General features: G+C 70.3%; 16 protein-coding genes. 12 read left to right on the top strand and 4 right to left on the bottom strand.

Annotation, left to right across the window (positions count from 1 at the left end):
• Window positions 1-159 precede the first annotated feature (159 nt).
• The 6 genes from GJ743_RS04150 to GJ743_RS04125 all read left to right on the top strand — a co-directional run bounded on the left by GJ743_RS04150 (window position 160) and on the right by GJ743_RS04125 (window position 7,239).
• Window positions 160-1,257, top strand: coding sequence for a glycerophosphodiester phosphodiesterase family protein (locus GJ743_RS04150; RefSeq protein ID WP_155050666.1), 1,098 nt, complete (start codon window positions 160-162; stop codon window positions 1,255-1,257).
• A gap of 67 nt (window positions 1,258-1,324) precedes the next feature.
• Window positions 1,325-3,838: an ATP-dependent helicase gene (locus tag GJ743_RS04145; RefSeq protein ID WP_155050665.1), complete on the top strand. Its 2,514-nt coding sequence runs from the start codon at window positions 1,325-1,327 to the stop codon at window positions 3,836-3,838.
• Complete coding sequence (locus GJ743_RS04140; protein ID WP_328288767.1) at window positions 3,835-4,389, top strand: NUDIX hydrolase; 555 nt, start codon at window positions 3,835-3,837, stop codon at window positions 4,387-4,389. The genes GJ743_RS04145 and GJ743_RS04140 overlap by 4 nt, the downstream gene beginning before the upstream one ends.
• A 65-nt stretch (window positions 4,390-4,454) precedes the next feature.
• Window positions 4,455-5,873, top strand: a complete 1,419-nt coding sequence (locus tag GJ743_RS04135; protein WP_230386444.1) for a ferredoxin reductase family protein — start codon at window positions 4,455-4,457, stop codon at window positions 5,871-5,873.
• Window positions 5,870-6,352, top strand: a complete 483-nt coding sequence (locus GJ743_RS04130; RefSeq protein WP_328288766.1) for an FMN-binding protein — start codon at window positions 5,870-5,872, stop codon at window positions 6,350-6,352. The genes GJ743_RS04135 and GJ743_RS04130 overlap by 4 nt, the downstream gene beginning before the upstream one ends.
• A gap of 11 nt (window positions 6,353-6,363) precedes the next feature.
• Window positions 6,364-7,239 (top strand): FAD:protein FMN transferase, encoded by an 876-nt coding sequence (locus GJ743_RS04125; RefSeq protein ID WP_328288765.1) that lies wholly within the window; start codon window positions 6,364-6,366, stop codon window positions 7,237-7,239.
• On the opposite strand, the gene GJ743_RS04120 is transcribed toward GJ743_RS04125, so the two are convergent.
• Both GJ743_RS04120 and GJ743_RS04115 read right to left on the bottom strand, forming a co-directional pair.
• Window positions 7,194-10,040, bottom strand: coding sequence for an FG-GAP repeat domain-containing protein (locus tag GJ743_RS04120; protein WP_230386461.1), 2,847 nt, complete (start codon window positions 10,038-10,040; stop codon window positions 7,194-7,196). The two genes, GJ743_RS04125 and GJ743_RS04120, sit on opposite strands and share 46 nt — an antisense overlap.
• A gap of 295 nt (window positions 10,041-10,335) precedes the next feature.
• Complete coding sequence (locus tag GJ743_RS04115; protein ID WP_155050663.1) at window positions 10,336-11,058, bottom strand: VIT1/CCC1 transporter family protein; 723 nt, start codon at window positions 11,056-11,058, stop codon at window positions 10,336-10,338.
• A 239-nt stretch (window positions 11,059-11,297) separates the two neighbouring features.
• Here GJ743_RS04115 and sucC point away from each other — a divergent pair, with 239 nt between their 5' ends.
• A complete protein-coding gene (sucC, locus tag GJ743_RS04110) occupies window positions 11,298-12,464 on the top strand; it encodes an ADP-forming succinate--CoA ligase subunit beta (RefSeq protein ID WP_328288764.1) in 1,167 nt (388 codons plus the stop codon).
• Window positions 12,465-12,488: 24 nt separating this feature from the next.
• On the top strand, window positions 12,489-13,397 hold the full coding sequence (sucD, locus tag GJ743_RS04105) for a succinate--CoA ligase subunit alpha (RefSeq protein WP_155050661.1): 909 nt from the start codon (window positions 12,489-12,491) through the stop codon (window positions 13,395-13,397).
• Window positions 13,398-13,508: 111 nt separating this feature from the next.
• Here sucD and GJ743_RS04100 read toward each other — a convergent pair whose 3' ends face one another.
• Together GJ743_RS04100 and GJ743_RS04095 are read right to left on the bottom strand one after the other, a co-directional pair.
• A complete protein-coding gene (locus GJ743_RS04100) occupies window positions 13,509-14,885 on the bottom strand; it encodes an MSCRAMM family protein (protein ID WP_155050660.1) in 1,377 nt (458 codons plus the stop codon).
• 297 nt (window positions 14,886-15,182) lie between these two features.
• Window positions 15,183-17,213, bottom strand: a complete 2,031-nt coding sequence (locus tag GJ743_RS04095) for an MSCRAMM family protein (RefSeq protein WP_155050659.1) — start codon at window positions 17,211-17,213, stop codon at window positions 15,183-15,185.
• Between the two features lie 228 nt (window positions 17,214-17,441).
• Between GJ743_RS04095 and GJ743_RS04090 the strand changes: the two genes are divergently transcribed.
• From GJ743_RS04090 to GJ743_RS04075, 4 genes are all read left to right on the top strand, one after another.
• Window positions 17,442-18,002, top strand: coding sequence for a hypothetical protein (locus GJ743_RS04090; protein ID WP_155050658.1), 561 nt, complete (start codon window positions 17,442-17,444; stop codon window positions 18,000-18,002).
• A 101-nt stretch (window positions 18,003-18,103) separates the two neighbouring features.
• Complete coding sequence (locus GJ743_RS04085) at window positions 18,104-19,513, top strand: hypothetical protein (protein ID WP_155050657.1); 1,410 nt, start codon at window positions 18,104-18,106, stop codon at window positions 19,511-19,513.
• A gap of 103 nt (window positions 19,514-19,616) precedes the next feature.
• Window positions 19,617-21,008 carry a cell division protein PerM gene (locus tag GJ743_RS04080; protein ID WP_155050656.1) on the top strand — a complete coding sequence of 464 codons (1,392 nt, stop codon included), beginning with the start codon at window positions 19,617-19,619 and terminating at the stop codon, window positions 21,006-21,008.
• Window positions 21,009-21,194: 186 nt separating this feature from the next.
• On the top strand, window positions 21,195-22,736 hold the full coding sequence (locus GJ743_RS04075) for an APC family permease (protein ID WP_155050692.1): 1,542 nt from the start codon (window positions 21,195-21,197) through the stop codon (window positions 22,734-22,736).
• Window positions 22,737-22,832: the final 96 nt, after the last annotated feature.

The following is a 22,832-nucleotide window of genomic DNA, read 5'->3' as shown; positions in this document are numbered from 1 at the left end:
GCTGTGGTTCCTCTGCTTTCGGCTTTCCGTCGTGTGGAGGGGAATCGCGCGACCTCGCGGTCGCGTTGATCAAATCTACCCGTTCCAGCGGTGACAACGCCGTGAAATCCCCCGGCATTCCGGGGCGGATGCCGCGTCGGCCCTCGCTACGCTTTCTCCATGCTGCGCGATCTCGCCGAGCGTCCGTTCGTCATCGGGCATCGCGGCGCGTCCGGCTACCGCCCCGAGCACACCGAGGCCGCGTACCGGATGGCGTTCGCGCTCGGCGCGGATGCGATCGAACCCGACCTCGTCGCGACGCGCGACGGCGTGCTCGTGCTGCGTCACGAGAACGAGATCTCGGGCACGACGGATGTCGCCTCCCGCGCCGAATTCGCGTCGCGCCGCACCACGCGCGAGGTCGACGGCCGCCCGCTCGCGGGCTGGTTCACGGAGGACTTCACGTGGGCCGAGCTCGCGACGCTCCGCGCGACCGAGCGGCTGGGCGGCATCCGCCTGCACAGCGCGAGCTTCGACGGCCGGTACCCGATCCTGCGCTTCCGCGACCTCCTGGGGCTGCTGGATGCCGCGACCGACGAGTCGCGGCGGATCATCCGCCTCGTCGCCGAGTTCAAGCACGCGACGCACTTCGCGGCCCTCGGGCTGCCGCTCGAGGAGCTCTTCGCCGCCGAGCTCTCGGCCGCGGGCTGGGGGCGCGGCGACGACCGCCTCGTGTCGGAGTCGTTCGAGCCCGGGCTGCTCGACCGACTCGTGTCGGCGGGGGTGCGCGGCACGCGCGTGCTGCTGGTCGAGGACCGTGGTGCGCCGTTCGACCTGGTGGCCGCCGAGGGCTCCGCGGCGAGGAAGTACGACGCGTTCGTCAGCGAACGGGGGCTGCTCGCGCTCGGCGGCGTGGTGCACGGGGTGAGCGTCGGCAAGGGGCGTCTCGTGGGCGGCGGCGGCACGTCGGCGTCCGCGACGGTGACGACGGATGCCGCGGCGGCGCGCCGCGCGCGCCCCGATGCCGCACTGCGCGGGTCCGACCTCGTCGACGCCGCGCACGCCGCCGGGCTCGCGGTGTACACGTGGACGCTCCGCCCCGAGAACCGCTTCCTCGCGCCCGAGTTCCGGCGCGGCTCTTCGCGGAGCGCGTGGGGCGACTGGCTCGGCGAGTTCATGCGGATCATGGACACCGGCGTCGACGGCGTGTTCGTCGATCACCCCGACCTCGGCCTCGAGGCGCGGCGGGCGTACTTCGACGCCGAGGAGCAGGTCTGAGGCGCCGCCACCGTCCTCCGAATGGCCGTGCCGCGCTGTCGGATGCCGCGCCTAGACTTGTCGCGACATGACGCTGATCCTCGACCCCGACGACCCCACCGGCTGGCGCGAGGCGCCCGGCGCGGCCGACCGCGAGCGAGCCGACGAGGCGCGCGGCGCGCGCCACGCGGCATCCGATCGCCTGACCGCCGGGCTCAACCCGCAGCAGCGCGAGGCGGTCGAGTACCGCGGGCCCGCGCTGCTCATCGTCGCGGGCGCCGGGTCGGGCAAGACCCGCGTGCTGACCCATCGCATCGCGAGCCTGATCGACGGGCGCGAGGCGTGGCCGAGCCAGATCCTCGCGATCACGTTCACCAACAAGGCCGCGGCCGAGATGCGCGAGCGCGTCGAGGCGCTGCTCGGCGAGGCCGCGGGCGGCATGTGGATCTCGACGTTCCACTCGGCGTGCGTGCGGATCCTGCGGCGCGAGGCCGAGGCCATCGGGTTGAGCTCGACGTTCACGATCTACGACTCGGCCGACCAGCGCACCATCCTGAAGCGCATCATCAAGGAACTGGACGCCGACACGCTCGGCTTCACGCCCGCGAGCGCGCAGGCCAAGATCTCCAAGCTGAAGAACGAGCTCTCCGACGTCGAGAGCTACGCGCGGAACGTGAACACGAGCGATCCGAACGACGTGATGTTCCTCGAGATCTTCCGCCAGTACACGCGGCGGCTGCGCGATGCGAGCGCGCTCGACTTCGACGACCTCATCAGCGAGACGGTCTACCTGTTCCGCGCGTTCCCGAAGGTCGCCGCGCTCTACCAGCGGCGCTTCCGGCACATCCTCGTCGACGAGTACCAGGACACCAACCACGCCCAGTACGCGCTGATCCGCGAGCTCACGAGGCCGGTCGAGCCCGACGTCGTCGCCGAGCTCGACGCGCACGGCGTGCTCGTGCGCGGGCTGACGGATGCCTCGGGGGCGATCCCGGGCGCGAGCCTCACGGTCGTCGGCGACTCCGACCAGTCGATCTACGCCTTCCGCGGCGCAGACATTCGCAACATCGTCGAGTTCGAGCGCGACTTCCCGGGCGCGAAGGTCGTACTGCTCGAGCAGAACTACCGGTCGACGCAGAACATCCTCTCGGCCGCGAACGCCGTCATCTCCAACAACTTCGACCGCAAGGACAAGAAGCTCTGGACGGCCGACGGCGACGGCGACAAGATCACGGGCTATACCGGGTACTCGGCGCACGACGAGGCGCAGTTCGTCGCCGACGAGATCGAGGCGCTGCACCGCGCCGGTGTCGCGTACCGGGACATCGCGGTGTTCTACCGCACCAACGCGCAGACGCGCGCGCTCGAGGAGATCTTCGTGCGCTCGGCGCTGCCGTACCGGGTGGTCGGCGGCACCAAGTTCTACGAGCGGGCGGAGATCAAGGACGCGATGGCGTACCTCATCGCCGTCGCGAACCCGCTCGACGAGCTCGCCCTCCGCCGCATCCTGAACACGCCGAAGCGCGGCATCGGACCGGCCACCGAGACGTCGATCGCGAGCTTCGCCGAGCAGAACGACCTGTCCTTCCGGCAGGCGATGCGGGCCGCGGACGGCCTCGGGCTCGGGCCGAAGATCACGAAGGCGATCCTCGACCTCGCGACCCTGCTCGACGCGGCCGCCGCGATGCTCGTGCCCTCGCAGAAGGGCATCGACGAGGGTACGAACGAGGGCGCGTCGAAGGTGTCCGACGTGCTCGCGTTCCTCATCGAGGGGTCGAAGCTCGTCGAGACCCTCCGCACGAGCCGCGATCCGCAGGACGAGACACGGGCCGAGAACGTCGAGGAGCTCGTCGCCCAGACGAAGGACTTCGACCGGGAGAACCCCGGCGCGAGCCTCGTCGACTTCCTCACCCAGGTGTCGCTCGTGGCCGCCGCCGACGAGCTCGACGACGCGTCGGGCACGGTCTCGCTCATGACGCTGCACACCGCGAAGGGTCTGGAGTACCACGCGGTCTTCCTCACTGGCATCGAGGAGGGGCTGCTGCCGCACCAGATGTCGGCCTCCGAGCCCGGCGGCCCCGCCGAGGAGCGCCGCCTGTTCTACGTGGGCATCACGCGCGCCCGCAAGCGCCTCTACCTCTCGCTGGCGATGAGCCGTGCCCAGTTCGGCGAGGTCTCGGTGGCCATGCCCAGCCGGTACCTGCAGGAGATCCCCGACGAGCTCATCGACTGGAAGCAGTCGCCGGGCATGGCGAACAGCCGCGGCGGCAACCAGCCCCGCGCCCTCAACGCGCGGCGCGGGTTCGGCGGCGGCGCGGGCGGTGGCGGCGCATGGGGCACGCGAGACCGCGACCTCGAGCGGTTCAGCGTCACGAAGTCCGCGGCGCCGAAGACCGAATGGGCGAACCGGGTCACGGGCACCGTGCGCGACAATGGCGACCTCACCCTCGAGGCCGGCGACCGCATCCGCCACACCGACTTCGGCGAGGGCACCGTCCGCCAGGTGACCGGCGAGGGCACCAAGCGCATCGCGCACGTCGCGTTCGACTCGGCCGGCCAGAAGAAGCTGCTCATCAAAATCGCGCCGATCGAGAAGCTGTGAGCTGGCCGATCCGCGCGCAGCGCACCGTGTACGAGAACCCGTGGATCCGCGTCGTCGAGGACGACGTGGTCCGGCCCGATGGGGCCGAGGGCATCTACGGCGTCGTCGAGATGCGCAACCCCGCGGTGTTCGTCGTCGCGATGACGGACGCCGAGGAGGTCCTGCTCGTGACCGTCGACCGGCACACCGTCGGCCGGTCGATCGAGGTGCCGGCAGGAGGCTCCGACGGGGAGGAGGCGCTCATCGCCGCCCGGCGGGAGCTGCTCGAGGAGACCGGGTTCGAGGCCGACGCATGGCGCGAGATCGGCGCGATGACCGCGCTCAACGGCATCTGCCGGGCGCCCGAATCGGTCTGGCTGGCGACCGGCCTCCGCGCCGCAGCGGGCGGGACGGGCGGGCATGCCCACGGCCAGGCTGAGGAGGGGATCCACGACGTCCGCGCGGAACCCTGGGGCGAGGTCATGCGGATGATCCGGGACGGCGAGATCACCGACGGCGAGAGCGTGGCGGCGCTCATGTACGCGGCGCTCGCACTCGGTCGCGTCGGGTGACCGTTCCCAGCAACCGCATAGCCATCGCACGGGGAGGGGATAGACCCCGGGCGCACCATCGGGACATGGCATTCCTCGTCCACGACGCTCGACACCTCGAGCGACCCACGCGGCCGATCGGCGGTGACGAGCGAGCGCGTGCCGGGCGACGGCTGTGGCGCGTCGACCTGCTGCAGGCGGCGGCCGTGGCATCCGTCGCCATCGCCGTCGCGTTGTTCCTCGCCGAGGGCGGGGCCACGCGCTTCGGCGACCCGGGCGCCGCACTCACGTCGCTGGGCATCATCGCCGGCCTCGCCGCGACCGACCTCGTGCTCGTCATGCTGCTGCTCGCGGCCCGGGTGCCGCTCATCGAGCGCGCCGTCGGGCACGATGCGGCGATGGCATTCCACGGCAGGCTCGGGAAGCCGGTGCTCTACCTCCTCCTCGCCCATGGCGTGCTCCTGCTCGCCGGATACGCGATCGCCGACGGCATCGATGTCTGGGCCGAAGCGGTCGCGATCTGGAACCTGCCCGACCTCCCGCTCGCGATCCTCGGGTTCGCGCTGTTCCTCGCCGTCGTCGTGAGTTCGCTCGTCGCGGTGCGCCGGAAGTTCCGGTACGAGGTGTGGCACGTCATCCACCTGCTCGTCTACGTCGCGGTCCTCGCCGCGCTGCCGCACCAGTTCAGCGTCGGCGGCCTGTTCGTCGTCGGCACCTGGCAGTGGGCGTACTGGCTCGTGATCACGTTCGGCACCTTCGCGGCGGTGATCGGATGGCGCGTCGTCGCGCCCCTCGTGGCGTCGCTGCGTCATGGGCTCGTGGTCGAGCGCATCGATCCGGTCGGCGACCCGCGCGACGGCGTGGTGTCGGTGACCATGCGAGGCCGACGGCTCGCCGCGCTCCGCGCGACGGGCGGGCAGTTCTTCATCTGGCGCTTCCTCTCCGCCGGCCAGTGGTGGCAGGCGCACCCGTACTCGCTCTCCGCGGCCCCGCGCGGCGACCGGCTCCGCATCACCGTGCGGGCGCTCGGTGACGGGTCGGCGAGCCTCGGCGGCATCCGCCCGGGTACGCGCGTCGCGCTCGAGGGGCCGTACGGCATCTTCAGCGAGGCCTCCCGCAGTCGCCGACGGCTGACGCTCGTCGCCGCGGGTATCGGCGTCACGCCGATCCGTTCCCTGCTCGAGTCGGCGACGTTCCGGCCAGGTGAGGCGACCGTGGTGCTCCGCACGCAGGGACCGGCCGAGGGGTGGCTCCTCGACGAGGTGCGCGAGCTCTGCCACCAGCGGGGCGCCACGCTGATCACGGTGCCCGGCGGTCGCGGTCGCGGCTGGCTCACGCCGTCGGCCGAGCGCCAGGGGCTGCACCTGCTCGCCCTGGCCCCCGCCGTCGCCGACAGCGACCTCTACGTCTGCGGGCCGCGCGGCTGGGCCGAGGGCGTCATCTCCGAGGCCCGCGCCGCGGGCCTGGCACCCGAGCAGATCCATCACGAGAGGTTCGACTGGTGAGAACGCGCGCACTCCTCCTCGCCTCCGCGGCCTCGGCGGCGGCCATCCTCGGCGGCTGGCAGCTCGGCGACGCCGCGACGACGTCGCTCACGGTCGGCAGCACGACCACGACGGACACCTCGGGCACCGGTGGCACGAGTTCGTCGCAGTCGTCGGATGCCGCGGCACCCGCCGGCTCGTCCGCCTCCGCCTCGGGGGCCGCCGACGGCACGTACACCGGCACCAGCGTCTCGACCCGGTTCGGGAACGTGCAGGTGCAGGTGACGATCTCGGGCGGAGCGATCACCGACGTGACCGCGCTGCATCTGACCGACAGTGACGGGCGATCGATCCAGATCAGCAATCGCGCGGCGCCGATGCTCCGGTCGGAGGTACTGCAGGCCCAGTCGGCCTCGGTATCGATGATCGGCGGGGCGACCTACACGAGCGCCGCGTACCTGCAGTCGCTCCAGGCGGCGCTGGACCAGGCAGGGTTCTGACGGTGGACGCCGTGGAGCCTCGCACGGGTCGCGTCTCCGGCGACGGGCTTCCTCCCGGAGTGTTCGAGGCGATGGGCACCGTGGTGAGTATCCGGGTCGGGGGGACGGGCGAGCACGCGGATGCCGCGACGGCCGCGGCGTCCGCGGTCTTCGCCAGATGGGAGGCGCACTGCAGCCTGTTCGACCCCGATTCGGAGCTCAGCCGGGTCGGCCGCGGCGAGCTCGCGCTCGTCGACGCGAGCGCCGACGTCCGTGACGCCTACGCACTGGCGCTGCATTGGCGGGATGCGACGGACGGCGCGTTCACGCCGCATCGCGGCGACGGACTGATCGACCTCAACGGCGTGGTGAAGGCGCTCGCCGTCGAGGAGGCGGGGGAGGCGCTCGACCGCGCCGGGTTCAGGGGCTGGGCGATCGGCGCCGGTGGCGACGTGCTCGTCGCGCAAACGCACGGCGATCCGGCCGGGCCGCCGATGGGCATCGGCATCGTCGACCCGGCGGACCGGTCGGCCCTGCTCGCGCGAATCGACCTCGACCCCCCGCGTCGTCGCGCGGTCGCGACGTCGGGCAGCGCCGAGCGCGGCGACCACATCTGCACCCTGCCCGGTGCAGGGCCGTCTCCGTTCCTGCAGGTGAGCGTGGCCGCGGCCGACCTCGTGACCGCCGATGTGCTGGCGACCGCGATCGTCGCGGGCGGCCGCACCTCGCTCGACGACCTCGCCGATCGACACGACATCGACGTGCTCGTGGTGGCGCGCGGTGGCGGCCTGCTGGCGACACCGGGGTGGCCTCGCGGCGCGCATGCGGGCGGTGATCGATCCGGGGCGACCGTTGCCGGTGGTCAGCATCCGCAGTCGGCGGCGTCCTCCGTGGGCAGTGTCAGCTGAAGCGTGGTCGAGTAGTCTCCGTCGAGGTGGGAGTGTCCGAGCTTCAGCGTGACCTGCTTTCCCGCCTTGCCGGGCACGCCGACGAAGCGCAGCTGCGTCGAGGTCGTCTCGCCCGCGTCGATGTGGCGACGATGGGTGCTCAGCCGACCGATGGGCTCGCGCCCGCCGAGCTTCGCGGAGACGATCTCGACCTCCTCTGCGGCGGTGAGGCCGTAGTTGGTCGTCCGGATGAGGGCGACCAGCTCGCCCGCGGTGTCGCGCGAGAGCTCGACGTTGACACCGAGATCGATACCGAGTGCGTGCAGTTGGTTGGGCCGGTCCCGTTCGGGCTGATTTCGCTGCGTGGTCTTCTTCGCAGACGGTGCGGGTGCTGGCGAGGCGAACACCGCCGTGTCGGAGGTGCCGGTGACGGCGGCCGCGGCGAGGGTGGCGTGCGACCCCGAGATGACGCCCTTCGATCCACCGACGGTCCAGGGATCGGGTACGTCCGAGCAGCCAGAGTTGATCTTGGAGGTGCCGGCGCCGCCGAGCCGCGGCCAGCCGTGGCGGGCCGCGATCACGTCGATCAGGTTCGCGCCGAGTGGGAATACGCCGTGCGACAGCTCGTACGGGTCGAAGAGGGTGTGCAGCACCTTGTCGTCGATGAGGGTGGTCACGCCCTGCCTCAGCATGTAGAAGGCGCAGAGGACGCTGAGGTCGTCGTCGTTGCTGGCGGGCCATGGTACGTACCCGTTCGTCAGCCAGAACCAGCCGTTGTCGTAGTACAGCTCGCCGTTGACCTCGAGCAGGTCCGGTGCGCCGAGGGGCTCGTCTCTGCCGCAGACCGACCATTTCCATCCGGCGGTTGCGGCGAGTGCCTTCCATGCGGACATGGCGTATTGGCGTTGGCCCGCGATCATGAGCGTGTCGCGGTCGGTGCTGTTCCAGGTCCAGGCCGGTGCCTGGCTGATGATCTGTCCGCCGATCGCGGCGAGGAGACCGTAGTCGCGGGTCGCTGCAGCCTTCTGCGCGTCCATCGACAGGAGCGAGCTCTCGAACGCGTCGATGAGCTGCTGGTCGAGGTTCGCGATCGTGTCCTGCACCTGGTCGCTGTCGGATCCGCTGGTCGAACCGGCGAGGGTGCATGCCGCGCCGATGATGCCGGCGACGGCGCCGGCCATCGGGGTCGCCGTCAGGCTGAGCCCCGCGGCGGCGACGTTGGCGACGAACGACAGGATGGACAGCGTGAGCGAGGTGCTCGACGGGTTCGTCAGTTTGATCGTATTGCCGACCGCTTGGAGGGCGATGTCGTCGCCGGTGTAGGTGGCCGTGAGGAGGGAATTCACGTTGTCATACCATGTGTTCACCTGGTCGGCCCAGTTAAGCTCGGTGGTGAGCTGTTCGCAGACCGCGGCCCACTGGGCGGGGTCGATCGTCGATCCCGCGGGCAGGGCCGGGGTCGGGTGGAGCTGTTCCTCGTATGTGGACAGGTCGTCGCTGTTGCCGTAGATGTCCCGCACGTTCTTTCCGGGGATGCCGAGCAGCTCTGCGGCGTATGCGTACGCGGCCGGGTCGAGCGTCGGCCACGGTGCCGACGTCGGTGCCCAGCTCGCCTCGGGCAACATGCGGAAGGTCTCGATCGACATGGAGGAGCGGCCGAAGAGCACGTCGACGGTGCCCGACTCGGTGGCCGGCATGTGCGGGTTGGCGGCCGCGCTCGTCTTGACCCGCGCAGGTTGGATCGTCCGGTAGTACTGGCTGGCGTTCCATCCGTCGGCGTCCGACCATGCGGGGCCGATCGGCAGGAACTGCCAGCCGGTGTCGGTGTACTTCCACGCCAGGATCTCGTAGCCGCTGCGGACCAGGATCTCAGCTCGTCCGTCGCCGTCGAGGTCCGCGGCTTGGAGGGTCACGTAGTACTGCGGGTTGGCCCAGCCGTCGCTGTCTTCCATCATCGGCCCCGGGGGCAGTTCCTGCCAGCCGGTGCCGGTGAACTTCCACGCGCGGATCTGGGTGTTGTTGCGGATGAAGATCTCAGCTCGTCCGTCGCCGTCGAGATCCGCGGCCTGGAGGGTCCGGTAGTACTGCGGGTAGTTCCACTCTTCGGCATTCGAGAGCCCCGGCCCCGCAGGCAGCGCCACCCACTGCCCCGCGCTGTACCGCCACGCGACGATCCCGTCGGCGCTGCGCGCGAAGACCTCGGCCCGGCCGTCGCCGTCGAGATCGGCGCACTGGATCGTCTCGAACATGCTCGGGTCGATCCATCCGGCACCATCCGACATCGCGCTGATGGTGGTGAGCTGCGTCCATGACGTGCCGGTGAGCTTCCACGCTCGAAGACCGTCGGTGTACCGCACGAGCAGTTCGTCCTGGCCGTCGCCGTCGATGTCGGCGCACTGCATCGTAGAGAAGTACCACGGGAACGCCCAGAGCAAGCCGGTCATCGGATTCGTGACGCCGAGATCGGTCCAGGTCTCGGTGGCCGGATCGTAACGGTGCACCTCGACACCCTTCGGGCCCCAGCCGATCAGCTCGGCCCGACCGTCGCCGTCGAGGTCGGCCGTCTGGATGGTGGTGTAGTACCACTCCTCGTCCCACCCGGCCTCGTCGCCGAAGACCGTCGAGGGCGGCAGCGCGAGCCACTGCCCGGTATCGGCGTCGAAGCGGAAGGCACTGATGCCGGCCGGACCGCGATAGATGAGCTCGTCCTGACCGTCGCCGTCGATATCGGCATTCTGCCGCGTCTTGCAGAACACGCGCCGACCCGCCTGGATCGTCTCGTAGTACTGGGGCTGGTCGAGGTTCAACCCGTCGCTGAGCATCGGCAACGCGAGACCCGACCCCCCATTCGCCGGAGCAGCGAATGCGCGCACGGACGGACCCGTCGATGCCATCACGGCCGCGGCCGCGCTCCGATCGAGGAGGCCCGGCAACGCGCCGGCACCGAGGGCGACCGCGGTCGACCCCTGCAAGAAAGTCCGCCTCGAAAATGCCTGACCCGCACCCGACATGGTGACCCCCGCAGTCCGCTCGCCCGCGCGAGACGTCGATGCGGACGCTACGCCCCGCTTCGAGGATCCGCACGACCCCCGTTCGGTGGACGAACGGACCCGCCCGTCAGACCGCCCCGCCGAGCAGGGCGCCGATGATCCACGTCACGACGAGGGCGAGCGCGCCGCCGACCACCACCCGGGTGATCGCACGTGTGCGCGGGGCACCGCCGATCCAGGCCGAGAGCCAGCCAGTGATCGCGAGGGCGATCACGACGGCGACGAAGGTGGTGATGATCCGCCACTCCGGCGGCGGGAGCAGGATCGCGAGCATCGGGAGGACGGCGCCCGTGAGGAATGCCGCGGCCGACGCCCATGCCGCGTGCCACGGGTTCACGACATCCGTCTCGGAGATGTGGAGCTCGGCCTCGAGGTGCGCCGCGAGTGCGTCGTGCTCGGTGAGCTCGCGGGCGACGCGGTCCGCCGTCTCCTCGGAGAGCCCCTTCGCGCGGTAGATCGCCGTCAGTTCGGCGAGCTCCTGCTCGGGCATCGTGGCGAGCTCGCCCTTCTCCTTGGCGATCAGGGCGTGTTCGGTGTCGCGCTGGCTGGAGACCGAGACGTACTCGCCGAGGCCCATCGAGATCGCGCCGGCGACCACCGAGGCGATGCCCGCGATGAGGATGGCTGCGACATCCGTCGTCGCCGCGGCGACGCCGACGACGAGCGCAGCGACCGAGACGATGCCGTCGTTCGCGCCGAGCACGCCCGCCCGCAGCCAGTTGAGCTTCTCGTGGACCTTCCCGTCGTGGGGATCGGTGCGGTGCACCGGTTCGGCCGTGGCATCCGTCATGGCGGCAGTCTCGCAAAGCGGAGCGCCGCTCGCCAGCATGGTGAGCCTCACCTGAGCAGGCGCGGTCGCACGCGCCGCGACGGAGACCCGCGGGTTCGGCGGCCCGTCGACGACGGAGTACCATGGTCGCGGTTCGACTTATCTCGACATCGAGGTATCTTGACGTCGAGACTCTCACAGCCGGGCCCCTCACCCACCCATCCCTGCGCGCATTCCGCGCGAACGATAGGAAGCAGAGCGTGGATCTTTACGAGTACCAGGCCAGAGACCTCTTCGAGAAGTACGGAGTGCCGGTGCTCCCGGGCATCGTCGCCGACACCCCCGAAGACGTGCGCGCCGCAGCCGAGAAGCTCGGCGGCGTCGTCGTCGTCAAGGCCCAGGTGAAGACCGGCGGCCGCGGCAAGGCGGGCGGCGTCAAGGTCGCCAAGAACCCCGACGAGGCGGAGGAGGCCGCGAAGGCGATCCTCGGTCTCGACATCAAGGGCCACGTCGTCAAGCGGGTGATGGTCGCCGGCGGTGCGCGCATCGCGCAGGAGTTCTACTTCTCGGTGCTGCTCGACCGCGCCAACCGCTCCTACCTCTCGCTCACGAGCGTCGAGGGCGGCATGGAGATCGAGCAGCTCGCGGTCGAGAAGCCCGAGGCGCTCGCCCGCATCGAGGTCGACCCCGGCACGGGCATCAGCCCCGAGAAGGCCCGCGAGATCGCGGTCGCCGCGAACTTCCCGGCCGAGCTGGTCGACAAGGTGGCCGACGTGTTCGTCAAGCTCTACGACGTCTACACCGGTGAGGACGCGACGCTCGTCGAGGTGAACCCGCTCATCCTGTCGGAGGACGGCGAGGTCATCGCCCTCGACGGCAAGGTCACGCTCGACGAGAACGCCGAGTTCCGTCACGCCGGCCACGCCCTCCTCGAGGACAAGGCTGCAGCCGACCCGCTCGAGGCCAAGGCCAAGGAGCTCGACCTGAACTACGTCAAGCTCGACGGCGAGGTCGGCATCATCGGCAACGGCGCGGGCCTGGTCATGTCGACCCTCGACGTCGTCGCCTACGCGGGCGAGAACCACGGCGGGGTGAAGCCCGCGAACTTCCTCGACATCGGCGGCGGCGCCTCGGCCGAGGTCATGGCCAACGGCCTCTCGATCATCCTCGGCGACGAGCAGGTGAAGTCGGTCTTCGTGAACGTCTTCGGCGGCATCACCGCGTGCGACCAGGTCGCCAAGGGCATCGTGGGCGCGCTCGCCGAGCTGGGCCACGAGGCGAACAAGCCGCTCGTCGTGCGCCTCGACGGCAACAACGTGGCCGAGGGCCGTCGCATCCTCGAGGAGGCGGCGCACCCGCTCGTCACCCTCGCCGACAACATGGACCAGGGCGCCGACAAGGCCGCCGAGCTGGCGAACGCCGCGTAAGCGCAGAAGGACAGGATCACTGCAATGACGATCTTCCTGAACAAGGACAACAAGGTCATCGTCCAGGGCATCACCGGCGGCGAGGGCTCGAAGCACACCGCGCGCATGCTCGCCGCTGGCACCCAGGTGGTCGGCGGCGTGAACGCCCGCAAGGCCGGCACCACTGTGCTGCACAAGGACAAGGACGGCAACGACGTCGAGCTGCCCGTGTTCGCGTCGGTCACCGAGGCGATCGAGGCCACCGGCGCCGACGTCTCGATCGCGTTCGTGCCGCCGGCCTTCACCAAGGACGCGGTCGTCGAGGCCATCGACGCCGAGATCCCGCTCCTGGTCATCATCACCGAGGGCGTGCCCGTGCAGGACTCGGCCGAGTTCTGGGCCTACGCCAAGGAGAAGGGCGGCCTGACCCGCATCATCGGGCCGAACTGCCCCGGCATCATCAGCCCCGGCGAGTCGCTCGTCGGCATCACCCCGGCGAACATCACCGGCAAGGGCCCGATCGGCCTGGTCTCGAAGTCGGGCACCCTGACGTACCAGATGATGTACGAGCTCCGCGACCTCGGCTTCTCGACCGCGATCGGCATCGGCGGCGACCCTGTGATCGGCACGACGCACATCGACGCGCTCGCGGCGTTCGAGGCCGACCCCGAGACCAAGGCGATCGTCATGATCGGCGAGATCGGCGGCGACGCCGAGGAGCGCGCGGCCGACTTCATCAAGGCGAACGTGACGAAGCCGGTCGTCGGCTACGTCGCGGGCTTCACCGCGCCCGAGGGCAAGACCATGGGCCACGCGGGCGCCATCGTCTCGGGTTCGGCGGGCACCGCGCAAGCGAAGAAGGAGGCCCTCGAGGCCGCCGGCGTGAAGGTCGGCAAGACGCCGTCCGAGACGGCGCGCCTGCTCCGCGAGGTCTACGAGGCGCTGAGCGCGTAGGCAGCGGATGCCGCGGCCGGCGCACTCGCGCCCGGTCGTGCCGCACCGGAGGAGCCCCGTCGGCGAATGCCGGCGGGGCTCCTCGTGTCAGGCGTGAGCTGCCTTCTCAGCTCACGGGTCGATGATGATCACGCAGGTGTAGGTGCCCGGCTGCAGGTTGTTCTTGGTGAGCGACCCGTCGCCGTTCGCACCGGTCGTGGCCTCGAAGGGCGGGTCGGCTGCGGCGTCGCAGTCGATCGTCGACGCCGTGCCGCCGTCGATCTGCGAGTCGACCGTGATCGTGAAGTTCGTCAACGGCATGTTGGTGAACGTCACGGGCGTGGCGGTGTCGCAGGTTGTGTCGGCCACCACTGTCGCGTTCTGCGGGTTGGCGGAGGTCACCGCGTAGCCGGTCGGCACCTGCTCGGTGACGGTATAGCTGCCTGCGTCGATGCCGGCGATGCACGCCACGCCGCTGGCGTTGGTCGTCGCCGTGGTGCCTGCGGGCAGCGAGCCGCCCGAGACGTTGAACACGACGCCGGCGTGCGGCTGCGTGGTCGGCGTCGCCGCCGCGTGCTTCTTCGTCTTCACGATCTTCAGGGCACCGCAGTTGTTGATGCCGGTCTCGAGCGGTGCGATGAAGTCCTTCATCGCGGCCGTGAACGAGTCTGACGAGCGGCTCTTCAGGTAGGCGCTGCCGAAGGCGACGCAGTCGTCGCCGACGATTGCCGAGAAGTCGACCGTCGCCTCGCCGAACGTGCGCGGCGAGATATCGCCGAGTCCGTCGGCCTCAGCGGAGGGGATCGCCGACGTGTTGATCGACCCGGTCGCGTCATTCGTCGCGCTCAAGTTCACGCGCGTGCCCCAGCACGGAGTGCTGTTGGCCGCCTCGCACTGCGACTTCGGTCCGCTGGCGACCCAGGTGGAAAGGAACAACTGCGGGTTGGTGCCCCCCTGGGACAGGTCGTATTGGATGAGCAGGTCGCCCGCGGTTCGCTCTGGAGTGACGCCGTTCGACGAGATGGTCTCCGACTGGTTGAACTCGAAGTCCATGTTCGTCGTGCCGGAGGGATCCTGCACGCGGTGCCAGAACATGTGGAGGAAGTCGCCGCCGGCCGTCTCTTCGAGGTACGTGCCGAAGTTCTTCAGGTCGGACTTGTTCGGCGGAATGCTCCCGTCGACGACGCTCGGAACGAGCGTGTCCTCCTTCGAGCCCTGGCCGAACGAGTCGTCGCCCGAGCCGCTCGCGAGGTCGGCCTTGCGGGCCTCGGCCACGTTCGCCCAGTCGAGGGACGGCGGGGCCGTGTGGTCGACCTTGAGGTTGGCGTCTGTGTCGATCTCGAAGTTGCTGCCCGCCAGGCTCACATCGCCGTGGGCCGCGAGCGCCGGCCCGCCGATCAGGGCCGTCGCGCCGAGCGCGAGGAAACCGGTGACGGCGGCTGCGCGTAGACATCGCCGCCGGAATGTCGCGCGATCCTCGGATGTGCGGGGTCGGGGTGTGGATGGCATCATCGCCTCCGGTGTCGCAGGTTCGTCCGGTCCGGTCGGACCGGACGGCCTCTGCGGGCGGTGGGCGGACTCGGGCGGTCCGCAACGGCGCGTCCGACGAGGTGGGTAGGAGCTTCACCGGGCGTGCATCGCGCCGTAGGGGTCTCTCACGCCATTCCGCACGTTACTCGCGAGCAACCACCACCGGAAGATAACCTGAGGAATACTCAATACCCCCAGATCGGGGGACGCACGCAAGGGTCCCGCCGGCCCAAGCCGGCGGGACCCTCTGGATCAGTGATCTGCTCCCTCCTCAGTTCACGGGTCGATGATGATCACGCAGGTGTACGTCCCCGGCTGGAGGTTGCTCTTGCTGAGCGACCCGTCGCCGTTCGCACCGGTCGTCGCCTCGTACGGCGGGTCGGCTGCGGCGTCGCAGTCGATCGTCGACGCGGTGCCGCCGTCGATCTGCGAGTCGACCGTGATCGTGAAGTTCGTCAACGGCATGTTGGCGAACGTCTTGACCGCGCCGGCAGGCGTGTCGCTGCAGTCAGCAGCGCTCTCGGATACCGAGGCGGTCTGCGGGTTCGTCGACAGAGCGACGTAGCCCGACGGGACGGACTCGGTCACGGTGTAGTTGCCGACGAGGCTGCTGACCACGAGGTTCGGGACGCACGCGATACCTTGGGCGTTCGTCTGGACGACGATTCCCTGCGTGAGGTTGCCACCCGTGACCGTGAAGGTCACGCCTGCGTGCGGGTGGTCGCCCGGCCCGGACGCGGCGTGCTTGCGGGTCTTCACGATCTTTATGGCGCCCTTCTCACGCGCGTTCGTGAACGTGCAGGTCACGGTCTCGCCGGCCTGCAACGAGATGGACTGCGGATCAGACGAGTCGCTGCAGGTCTCGCTGGTGAGGTTCCAGCCGGCCGGCACCGTCTCCGAGACGTCGTATGAGCCCGGCGTCAGGTTGGCGTACGTGTTGGAGTCCTTGCCCCCTGCGCCGGCGGCCGTCGTGGTGAGCGTGAATGCGGCATCCGGCAGCGTGCCCGACGTGAAGTCGAACGCGCCGAACCCGTCACTCGTGATCTTCTCCACGATGATGCTGCCCTTCGCCTGGTTGGTGTAGGTGCACTCGAGCACGTCGTCCGCGTCATCCAGGTCGAACGTCACCGTTCCGGTCAGAAGATCGATGTCTTCCGGGTCCACGGTCACCCCGACGCTGTCGGAGCAGTCGATGCCGATCAGCGTCCAGCCGCTCGGCGGTGTCGACTCGGTCACCGTCAGGCCGGTGCCGAAGAAGACGTTCTCGTACTCCTGGGTGTCGCTTCCGGTCTCACCGGTCAGGCTGAAGATCGGGTTGTCCCCGTCATCCTGCGTCTCGATCGCGGTCGTGAAGTCGAACGTCGTCGAGTCGCCGGCGGGATCGGTCTCCTTGTGGATGACCACTTTCGCGCAGTTGGTGAGGTCCGTCGGGGCCGGCGCGATGTAGTCCTTCATCGCCGCCGTGAACGAATCGGAGGACCGGCTCTTGAGGTACGCGCTTCCGAACGAAACGCACTCGTCGTCGCCGACGATCGCCGAGAAGTCGACGGTCGCCTCGCCGAACGTCCGGGCGGACACGTTGCCGAGTCCGTCTGTCGCTCCGGCGAGGATCGCGGTGGTGTTGATGGATCCGGTCGCGTCGCCCACCTCGCTGAGGCTGTCACGTACGCCCCAGCATGGGGTCGCGTTCGCGGCCTCGCATTGCTCCTTGGGTCCGGTTGCGACCCACCTGGAGAGGAAGAGCTCTGGATTGGTGCCACCATTCGCGAGGTCGTACTGGATCAGCAGGTCCCCGTCCGTGCGCTCGGGTGTGACCCCGTTGCCAGAATCGACATCGGACTGGTTGAACTCGAAGTCCATGTTCGTCGTGCCGCTGGGATCCTGCACGCGGTGCCAGAACATGTGCAGGAAGTCGCCGGCCGGCGTCTCCTCGAGGTACGTGCCGAACGTCTTCAGGTCGCTCTTGTTCGGTGGGATCGATCCAGAAACCGGTGAAGGCACAGGGGTGTCTTCCTTGGAGCCCTGGCCGAACGAGTCATCACCGGTGCCGGACGGCAGGTCCGTCTTCCGGTTCTCGTCCACGGTGGCCCAATCGAGGTCACCGGCCACATCGACCACGAGGTTCGCGTTGGCGTCGATCTCGAAGTCGCTCCCCGTCAGGCTCGGAGGCGGCGCCTGCGCAGATGCCGGGGCGCCGATCAGTGCCGTACCTGCGAGGGCGAGGAAGCCGACGCTCGCGGCTCCGCGCAGACATCGCCGCCGGAACGTCATCCGTTCGTCGGGCGTTCGGGTTGTTGTGAGGGGCATCATCGCCTCCCGGTTCGCAGTTTCGTCCGGTCCGGGCGGGCCGGACGCTCCGCTGCGGGCGAGCGGGCGAATCTCGGGTGGTTCGTCTTCGGCGCGTCCGGCGACGGGGGTAGGTCGTCGCGGGCGTGCGTCGCGCCGTAGTGGTCTTAACGCCATTCCGCACGGTACTCCGATATGAGGAATGCTCAGTACCCCAGATCGGGGCACGCGCGTGGCAGAGTTGAGGACATGAGTGGGGTCGATCGGGGTGTGGGCGGTTCGCAGCGCCGCACGACGGATCGGAGACCGTCACCGCCCTCGCCCGCCGAGGTCCTCCGCACCAGCTTCGTGACCGAGGAGTCGGTCTACGGCGTCATCCTCGTCTCGGGCATGATCGTCGTCGCGGGCGGGCACGGCGAGAGTTCGTGGCGCGTGTTCTGGACCGTCGTCATCACGGTCATCGTGTTCTGGGCCGCCCACGTGTACGCCGGCACGGTCGCGCACCACGGCTTCGACGACCACCGCATGGTCAGCCTCGGCGAGGCGTTCCGCGGCGCGCTCCGTCGTTCGTTCGGCATGCTCGTCGCGGCGCTCATCCCGTCGTCGATCCTGCTGCTCGGCGCGGCGCGCGTCGTTCCTGACCTCTGGGCCATCTGGACGGCGCTCTGGGTCGGCGTGATCGTGCTCGCCGTCCTCGGCTTCATCGCCTTCCGGCGTCGGGGGTCGAGCCTCCTCATCCAGGTCGCGGGCGCGCTCGGCACCGCGACGTTCGGCTTCGCGATGATCCTGCTGAAGGCCATCATCCACTGACGACGGATGCCGCGGCGGCGTGTCGCGGGACCATCGGCCCGCCCGCGGGAGGCGACCTCGATATCGTCGGCAGCGAAGCCGAGCCGGGGGAGTGGGCGCAGATGAGCGACGCGACGAACACCGACGACGACCTGCGCGCCAGGATCGCCGAACTCGAGGCCGAAAACGCCAGGCTGCGCGCCGACGCCGCGGAGACGCGCGACCTGTCGGCCGACGTGGCGGCCGCGGCATCCGTCTCACCCGAACGCCCGAAGCGCCGACGCGGCCGGACCGTCGCGGCCGTCGTGCTCGTGGTGATCGGGCTCCTGCTCGCACCCGTCGCCGTCATCAGTGCCTGGGCGCGCGCCGAGCTCGTCGACACCGACCGCTTCGTGGCGACCTTCGGTCCGCTCGCCGACGACCCCGACGTGCAGAAGTTCCTCGCCGACGAGGTGACCACGGCGATCGAGGCGCAGGTCGACATCCCGCAGCTCACCTCCGACGTCTTCGACGGCATCCGCACGCTCGACCTGCCGCCGCGGGCGGAGGACGCACTGGGACTGCTGGAGGCCCCGGCGGCGCAGGGCCTCAGCGCCTTGCTCTCGTCGACCGTGGACGGCTTCATCGCCTCGGAGGCGTTCGCGAACGTCTGGGATGCCGCCTTGCGCGCGAGCCACACGCAGTTCGTCGCCGCACTGCAGGGCGACCCCGACGCGATGCTCCAGATCGGCGGTGACGGCACCCTTTCCATCCAGCTCGGGCCGATCATCGAGGCCGTGAAGGATCGCCTGAGCGAGCAGGGCGTCGGCTTCGCCGCGGCGATCCCGGTGATCGAGGGCAGCGTGCAGATCGCGCAGGCCGACTCGTTGGTCCTGGTGCAGACGATCTACGCACTCGCCGTGGGAGTCGGAACCTGGCTGCCGCTCATCACGCTCCTGATCCTCGCCGCCGGTGTCGTCGTCGCCAAGCGACGCAGCGTCGCGCTCGCCTGGACCGCGGGCGGGTTCGCGCTCGTCATGCTCCTGACCCTCGCCGGCTTCGGCACGGGCCGGATCTTCTTCGTCGGCGCGGTGAGTCCGACGATCATGACGCGCGGCGCGGCGGAGGCCATCTTCGGCGGGCTGACCGAGCTCATGGTCTCGACGATCACCGCGCTCACGGTGCTCGCGATCGCGCTCGCGATCATCGCCTGGCTCTCCGGGCCCTGGTCGGCGGCGCGGCGCGTGCGCGGGTTCTCGGATGACACGTTCAACGCGGTCCGGCGCAGTGCCGCCGACCACGGCATCACGACGGGCCGATTCGGAATCGGCCTGCACCGTTGGCGGATCGCGGCCTACGCGGGCATCGCGGTGATCGCCTCGCTCGTGCTGTGGTTCTCGAGGCCGCTCACGGTGTCGGCCGTGGCGTGGACGGTGGTGATCGCCCTGCTGGCCGTGCTGGTCGTCGAACTCGTGCGCCGACCCGACGAAGTCGTGCTGGTGGAGGTCGAACCCGAACCCGAGCTCGAGTCGGAACCGCTCGCGAGCCCGTGATCGCGTCCGCTCCCGCCGCCTGAGGCGCGGGAGCGGCATCCGCTCGCACGGGACCGCACGTCGTGCACGGCGCCCGGCCGCGCCCGGGTTAGGCTCGCGTGCGATGAGACGCACGACGATCGCCCTGCTGGCCGCGCTCGAGGCCACGGTCGCGGTCCTCGTCGGCCTCGGCCTCGCACTCGTGCCGCTGATGCTGCTCTGGGCCGTGCACTTCGGCCTCGCCGCCCCGGTCGACGCGTTCTTCCGCGCCGCGGCCGACGCCTGGCTCCTCGGCCACGGCGTCGACCTCGTCGTGCAGCTCGACCCCGCGACCGCGGCCACGGTCGGGATCGCCGGGGCGGACGCCCCGTTCACCATCGGCATCGCACTGCTCGGCTTCGCGGCGATCACGTTCCTCTTCGGCCTGCGCATCGGCCGCCGCGCGACCGCGACCGGCACGCCCGTCGTGGGCGCCGTCTCGGCGGTGCTCGTGACCGCCCTGCTCGGAGCGGGGCTCGCGGTGCTCGTCGCGCATCCGATCGCGCAGCCGGTGCTCTGGCAGGCGGCGGTGCTGCCGGGCCTCGTCATGGGCGGCGGGGTGCTCGCGGGCGTGGCGGTCGCCTTCGGCCGGTCGGGTTGGGCGACGGATGCCACGACGAGCGCCGTGCGCGATCGACTCGACACCCTTCCGTTCGTCGCCTGGGCGGGCATCCGCTCGGCGATCCGGATCGGGGTGGGGTCGGCGGTCGGAGTGATCGGCGTCGCGGCGGCCATGCTCGCGGTGCGCATCGTGATCGACCATCCGACGATCATCGGGCTGTACCAGACGCTCGGCGCGGGCGTCGACGGCGGAATCGTGATCACGCTCGTCGAACTCGCGCTGCTGCCGAACCTCGTCGTCTGGGCCGCGTCGTGGATGCTCGGACCCGGTTTCGCGGTCGGCGCCGGCACGCTCGTGTCGCCGAGCGTGACCCTCATCGGGCCGGTCCCGGGGCTGCCGATCCTCGGCGCGCTGCCCGCGGACGGGGCACCGCTCGGCGTGCTCTGGCTCGCGTTGCCCGTGCTCCTCGGGTTCGGCGGTGCGGTCCTCGTCGGGCGCGGCAAGCGCGAACGCGACCACGAGCCGTGGTGGGCCACGCTCGCGGTCGGGGCGGGCGCCGGCGTGGTCGCGGGTCTCCTCATGGGAGCGCTCGCGTGGGGCTCTGGCGGTGCCGTCGGACCGGGGAACCTGGTCGAGGTCGGGCCGGACGCCCTGCTCGTCGCCGGCGTCACCGCGGCGAGCGTCGGCGTCGGGGCGATCGCGGGTGCATTCGCGGCGCGCGCTCGCTCCCGCGGTGCGGACGACGCACCGGCGGAGTCGCCGGGTGGTCCGTGGTGGCGCGAGGCCGGTGGCGACGAGCCCCGCGAGGCGCCGGCGGAGCCGTCGTCGGATTCGGCGACCGCCGGACGCAACTCGTCGGACGACGTCGAGACGGTCGAGATCGAGGGCCTGACGCGGGGGAGCCGCGGCCGCTGAGCGGCGATTTCAGCGCCATCCGCCGCCGTGTTATCCTCACGGACAACAAGCCCCCGGTTCCCCTGACGCGCTGCGGCGCGCCCCGGCGGCTGCGCATCATCGCGCCACCCCGCACCGCACTCGATGAGGAGTCACATGACCGAGACCGCTGCCCGACCGCGGCCCGCCTCCGCCCCCGACCCGGCCATGGGCCCCGCCTCCGGCCGCCACGACGGCAAGGGCCTCGCGACCGGAACCCTCGGCCTCTGGGGCTCGACGGTCATCGGCCTCGCTTCGACGGCGCCCGTCTACTCGCTGGCGGCGACGCTCGGCTGGGTCGTGCTCGCCGTCGGCGCGCAGGCGCCCATCGCGTTCATCATCGCGTTCGCGCCGATGCTCCTGATCGCCTTCGCCTACCGCGAGCTCAACCGAGAGATCCCCGACTGCGGCACCACGTTCACCTGGGGCACCAAGGCGTTCGGCCCGTGGATCGGCTGGATGGGCGGATGGGGCGTCGCGGTCGCAGGCGTCGTCGTGCTCGCCAACCTCGCCCAGATCGGCGGCATCTACTTCTGGCTGCTCATCGACGAATCGCTCGCCGAGGACCCGGTCGTCGTGACCGTCACCGGCGTCGTCTTCATCGCCGCGATGACCTGGATCAGCTGGCGCGGCCTCGAGATCGGCGAGCGCCTGCAGAACGTGCTGCTCGCCATCCAGTACGTCGCGCTCGCCGCGTTCGTCGTGCTCGTCATCGTGCAGTTCGCGACGGGCACCGCGCCCGCGAACGCCATGCTCCCGACCCTGGAGTGGTTCAACCCGTTCGGCTTCGAGGACTTCTCGGGCTTCGTCGAGGCGATCCTGCTCGCCCTCTTCATCTACTGGGGCTGGGACACCTGCCTCGCCCTCAACGAGGAGACGAAGGACCCGAAGCGAACGCCCGGCCGTGCCGCCGTGCTCACGACCGTGATCCTGCTCGTCACCTACGTCGGCGTCACCGTCGCCGCGATGGCGTACGCGGGCCTCGGCAGCGAGGGCTTCGGGCTCGGCAACGAGGCCAACGCCGACGACGTGTTCTTCGCGCTGAAGGACGCGGTCTTCGGCCCGTGGTCGTGGCTGCTCGTCGTCGCCGTGATGATCTCGGCGGTCTCGTCGACGCAGACGACCATCCTGCCCACGGCCCGCGGCACGCTCGCGATGGCGGTCTACCGCGCGCTCCCGGAGAAGTTCGCGAGCGTGCACCCGCGCTTCAAGACGCCGGCGTTCTCGACGCTCCTGATGGGCGCGGTCGCGATCCTCTTCTTCGTGGGCATGTCGCTCATCAGCGACAACCTCATGCAGGACACGATCCTCTCGCTCGGCCTGGCCATCGCGTTCTACTACGCGATCACCGGGTTCGCCTGCGTCTGGTACTTCCGGAGGACGCTCCGCGACAGCGCCCGCAACCTGTGGTTCCGCGGCATCCTGCCCTTCATCGGCGCACTGCTGCTCTCGGCGGCGTTCGTGTTCTCGGTCGTCGACATGCTCGACCCCGACTACGGGTACACGGTGCTCTTCGGCGTCGGCGGCGTGTTCGTCGTCGGCGTCGGATCGCTCGCGCTCGGCGCGGTGCTCATGCTCGTGTGGGCGGTGTTCCCGGCGTCGAAGCCGTTCTTCCGCGGCGAGGCGCTGAACGAGGAGACCGACGTCCTCGTGCCCGACGACGACGAGCTCGTCATCGCCGACGCTGAGCGTCAGGTCGCGGGCCGGTAGTCCCGGTCCGACACGGCGAGCGGATGCCGCGGCGCGAGCCCGCGGCATCCGCTCGCCGTTGTCTCGGGCCGGCCGCGCGGATCGGCGCGCACGTGC

The organism is Agromyces bracchium, from assembly GCF_009709675.1.
Taxonomy (GTDB): domain Bacteria; phylum Actinomycetota; class Actinomycetes; order Actinomycetales; family Microbacteriaceae; genus Agromyces; species Agromyces bracchium.
Note: the sequence above shows the minus strand (reverse complement) of the source record. Positions and strands in the feature narration are given on the sequence as shown.

Bases quoted from the DNA above. Each gene is read 5' to 3' on its own strand.
- GJ743_RS04075 (WP_155050692.1), top strand. From the start codon at position 21,195: ATGGGCCCCGCCTCCGGCCGCCACGACGGCAAGGGCCTCGCGACCGGA.
- GJ743_RS04135 (WP_230386444.1), top strand. From the start codon at position 4,455: ATGGCATTCCTCGTCCACGACGCTCGACACCTCGAGCGACCCACGCGG.
- GJ743_RS04145 (WP_155050665.1), top strand. From the start codon at position 1,325: ATGACGCTGATCCTCGACCCCGACGACCCCACCGGCTGGCGCGAGGCG.
- GJ743_RS04100 (WP_155050660.1), bottom strand. From the start codon at position 14,885: ATGCCATCCACACCCCGACCCCGCACATCCGAGGATCGCGCGACATTC.
- GJ743_RS04150 (WP_155050666.1), top strand. From the start codon at position 160: ATGCTGCGCGATCTCGCCGAGCGTCCGTTCGTCATCGGGCATCGCGGC.
- GJ743_RS04115 (WP_155050663.1), bottom strand. From the start codon at position 11,058: ATGACGGATGCCACGGCCGAACCGGTGCACCGCACCGATCCCCACGAC.
- GJ743_RS04080 (WP_155050656.1), top strand. From the start codon at position 19,617: ATGAGACGCACGACGATCGCCCTGCTGGCCGCGCTCGAGGCCACGGTC.
- GJ743_RS04090 (WP_155050658.1), top strand. From the start codon at position 17,442: ATGAGTGGGGTCGATCGGGGTGTGGGCGGTTCGCAGCGCCGCACGACG.
- sucD (WP_155050661.1), top strand. From the start codon at position 12,489: ATGACGATCTTCCTGAACAAGGACAACAAGGTCATCGTCCAGGGCATC.
- GJ743_RS04120 (WP_230386461.1), bottom strand. From the start codon at position 10,040: ATGCTCAGCGACGGGTTGAACCTCGACCAGCCCCAGTACTACGAGACG.
- GJ743_RS04095 (WP_155050659.1), bottom strand. From the start codon at position 17,213: ATGCCCCTCACAACAACCCGAACGCCCGACGAACGGATGACGTTCCGG.
- GJ743_RS04085 (WP_155050657.1), top strand. From the start codon at position 18,104: ATGAGCGACGCGACGAACACCGACGACGACCTGCGCGCCAGGATCGCC.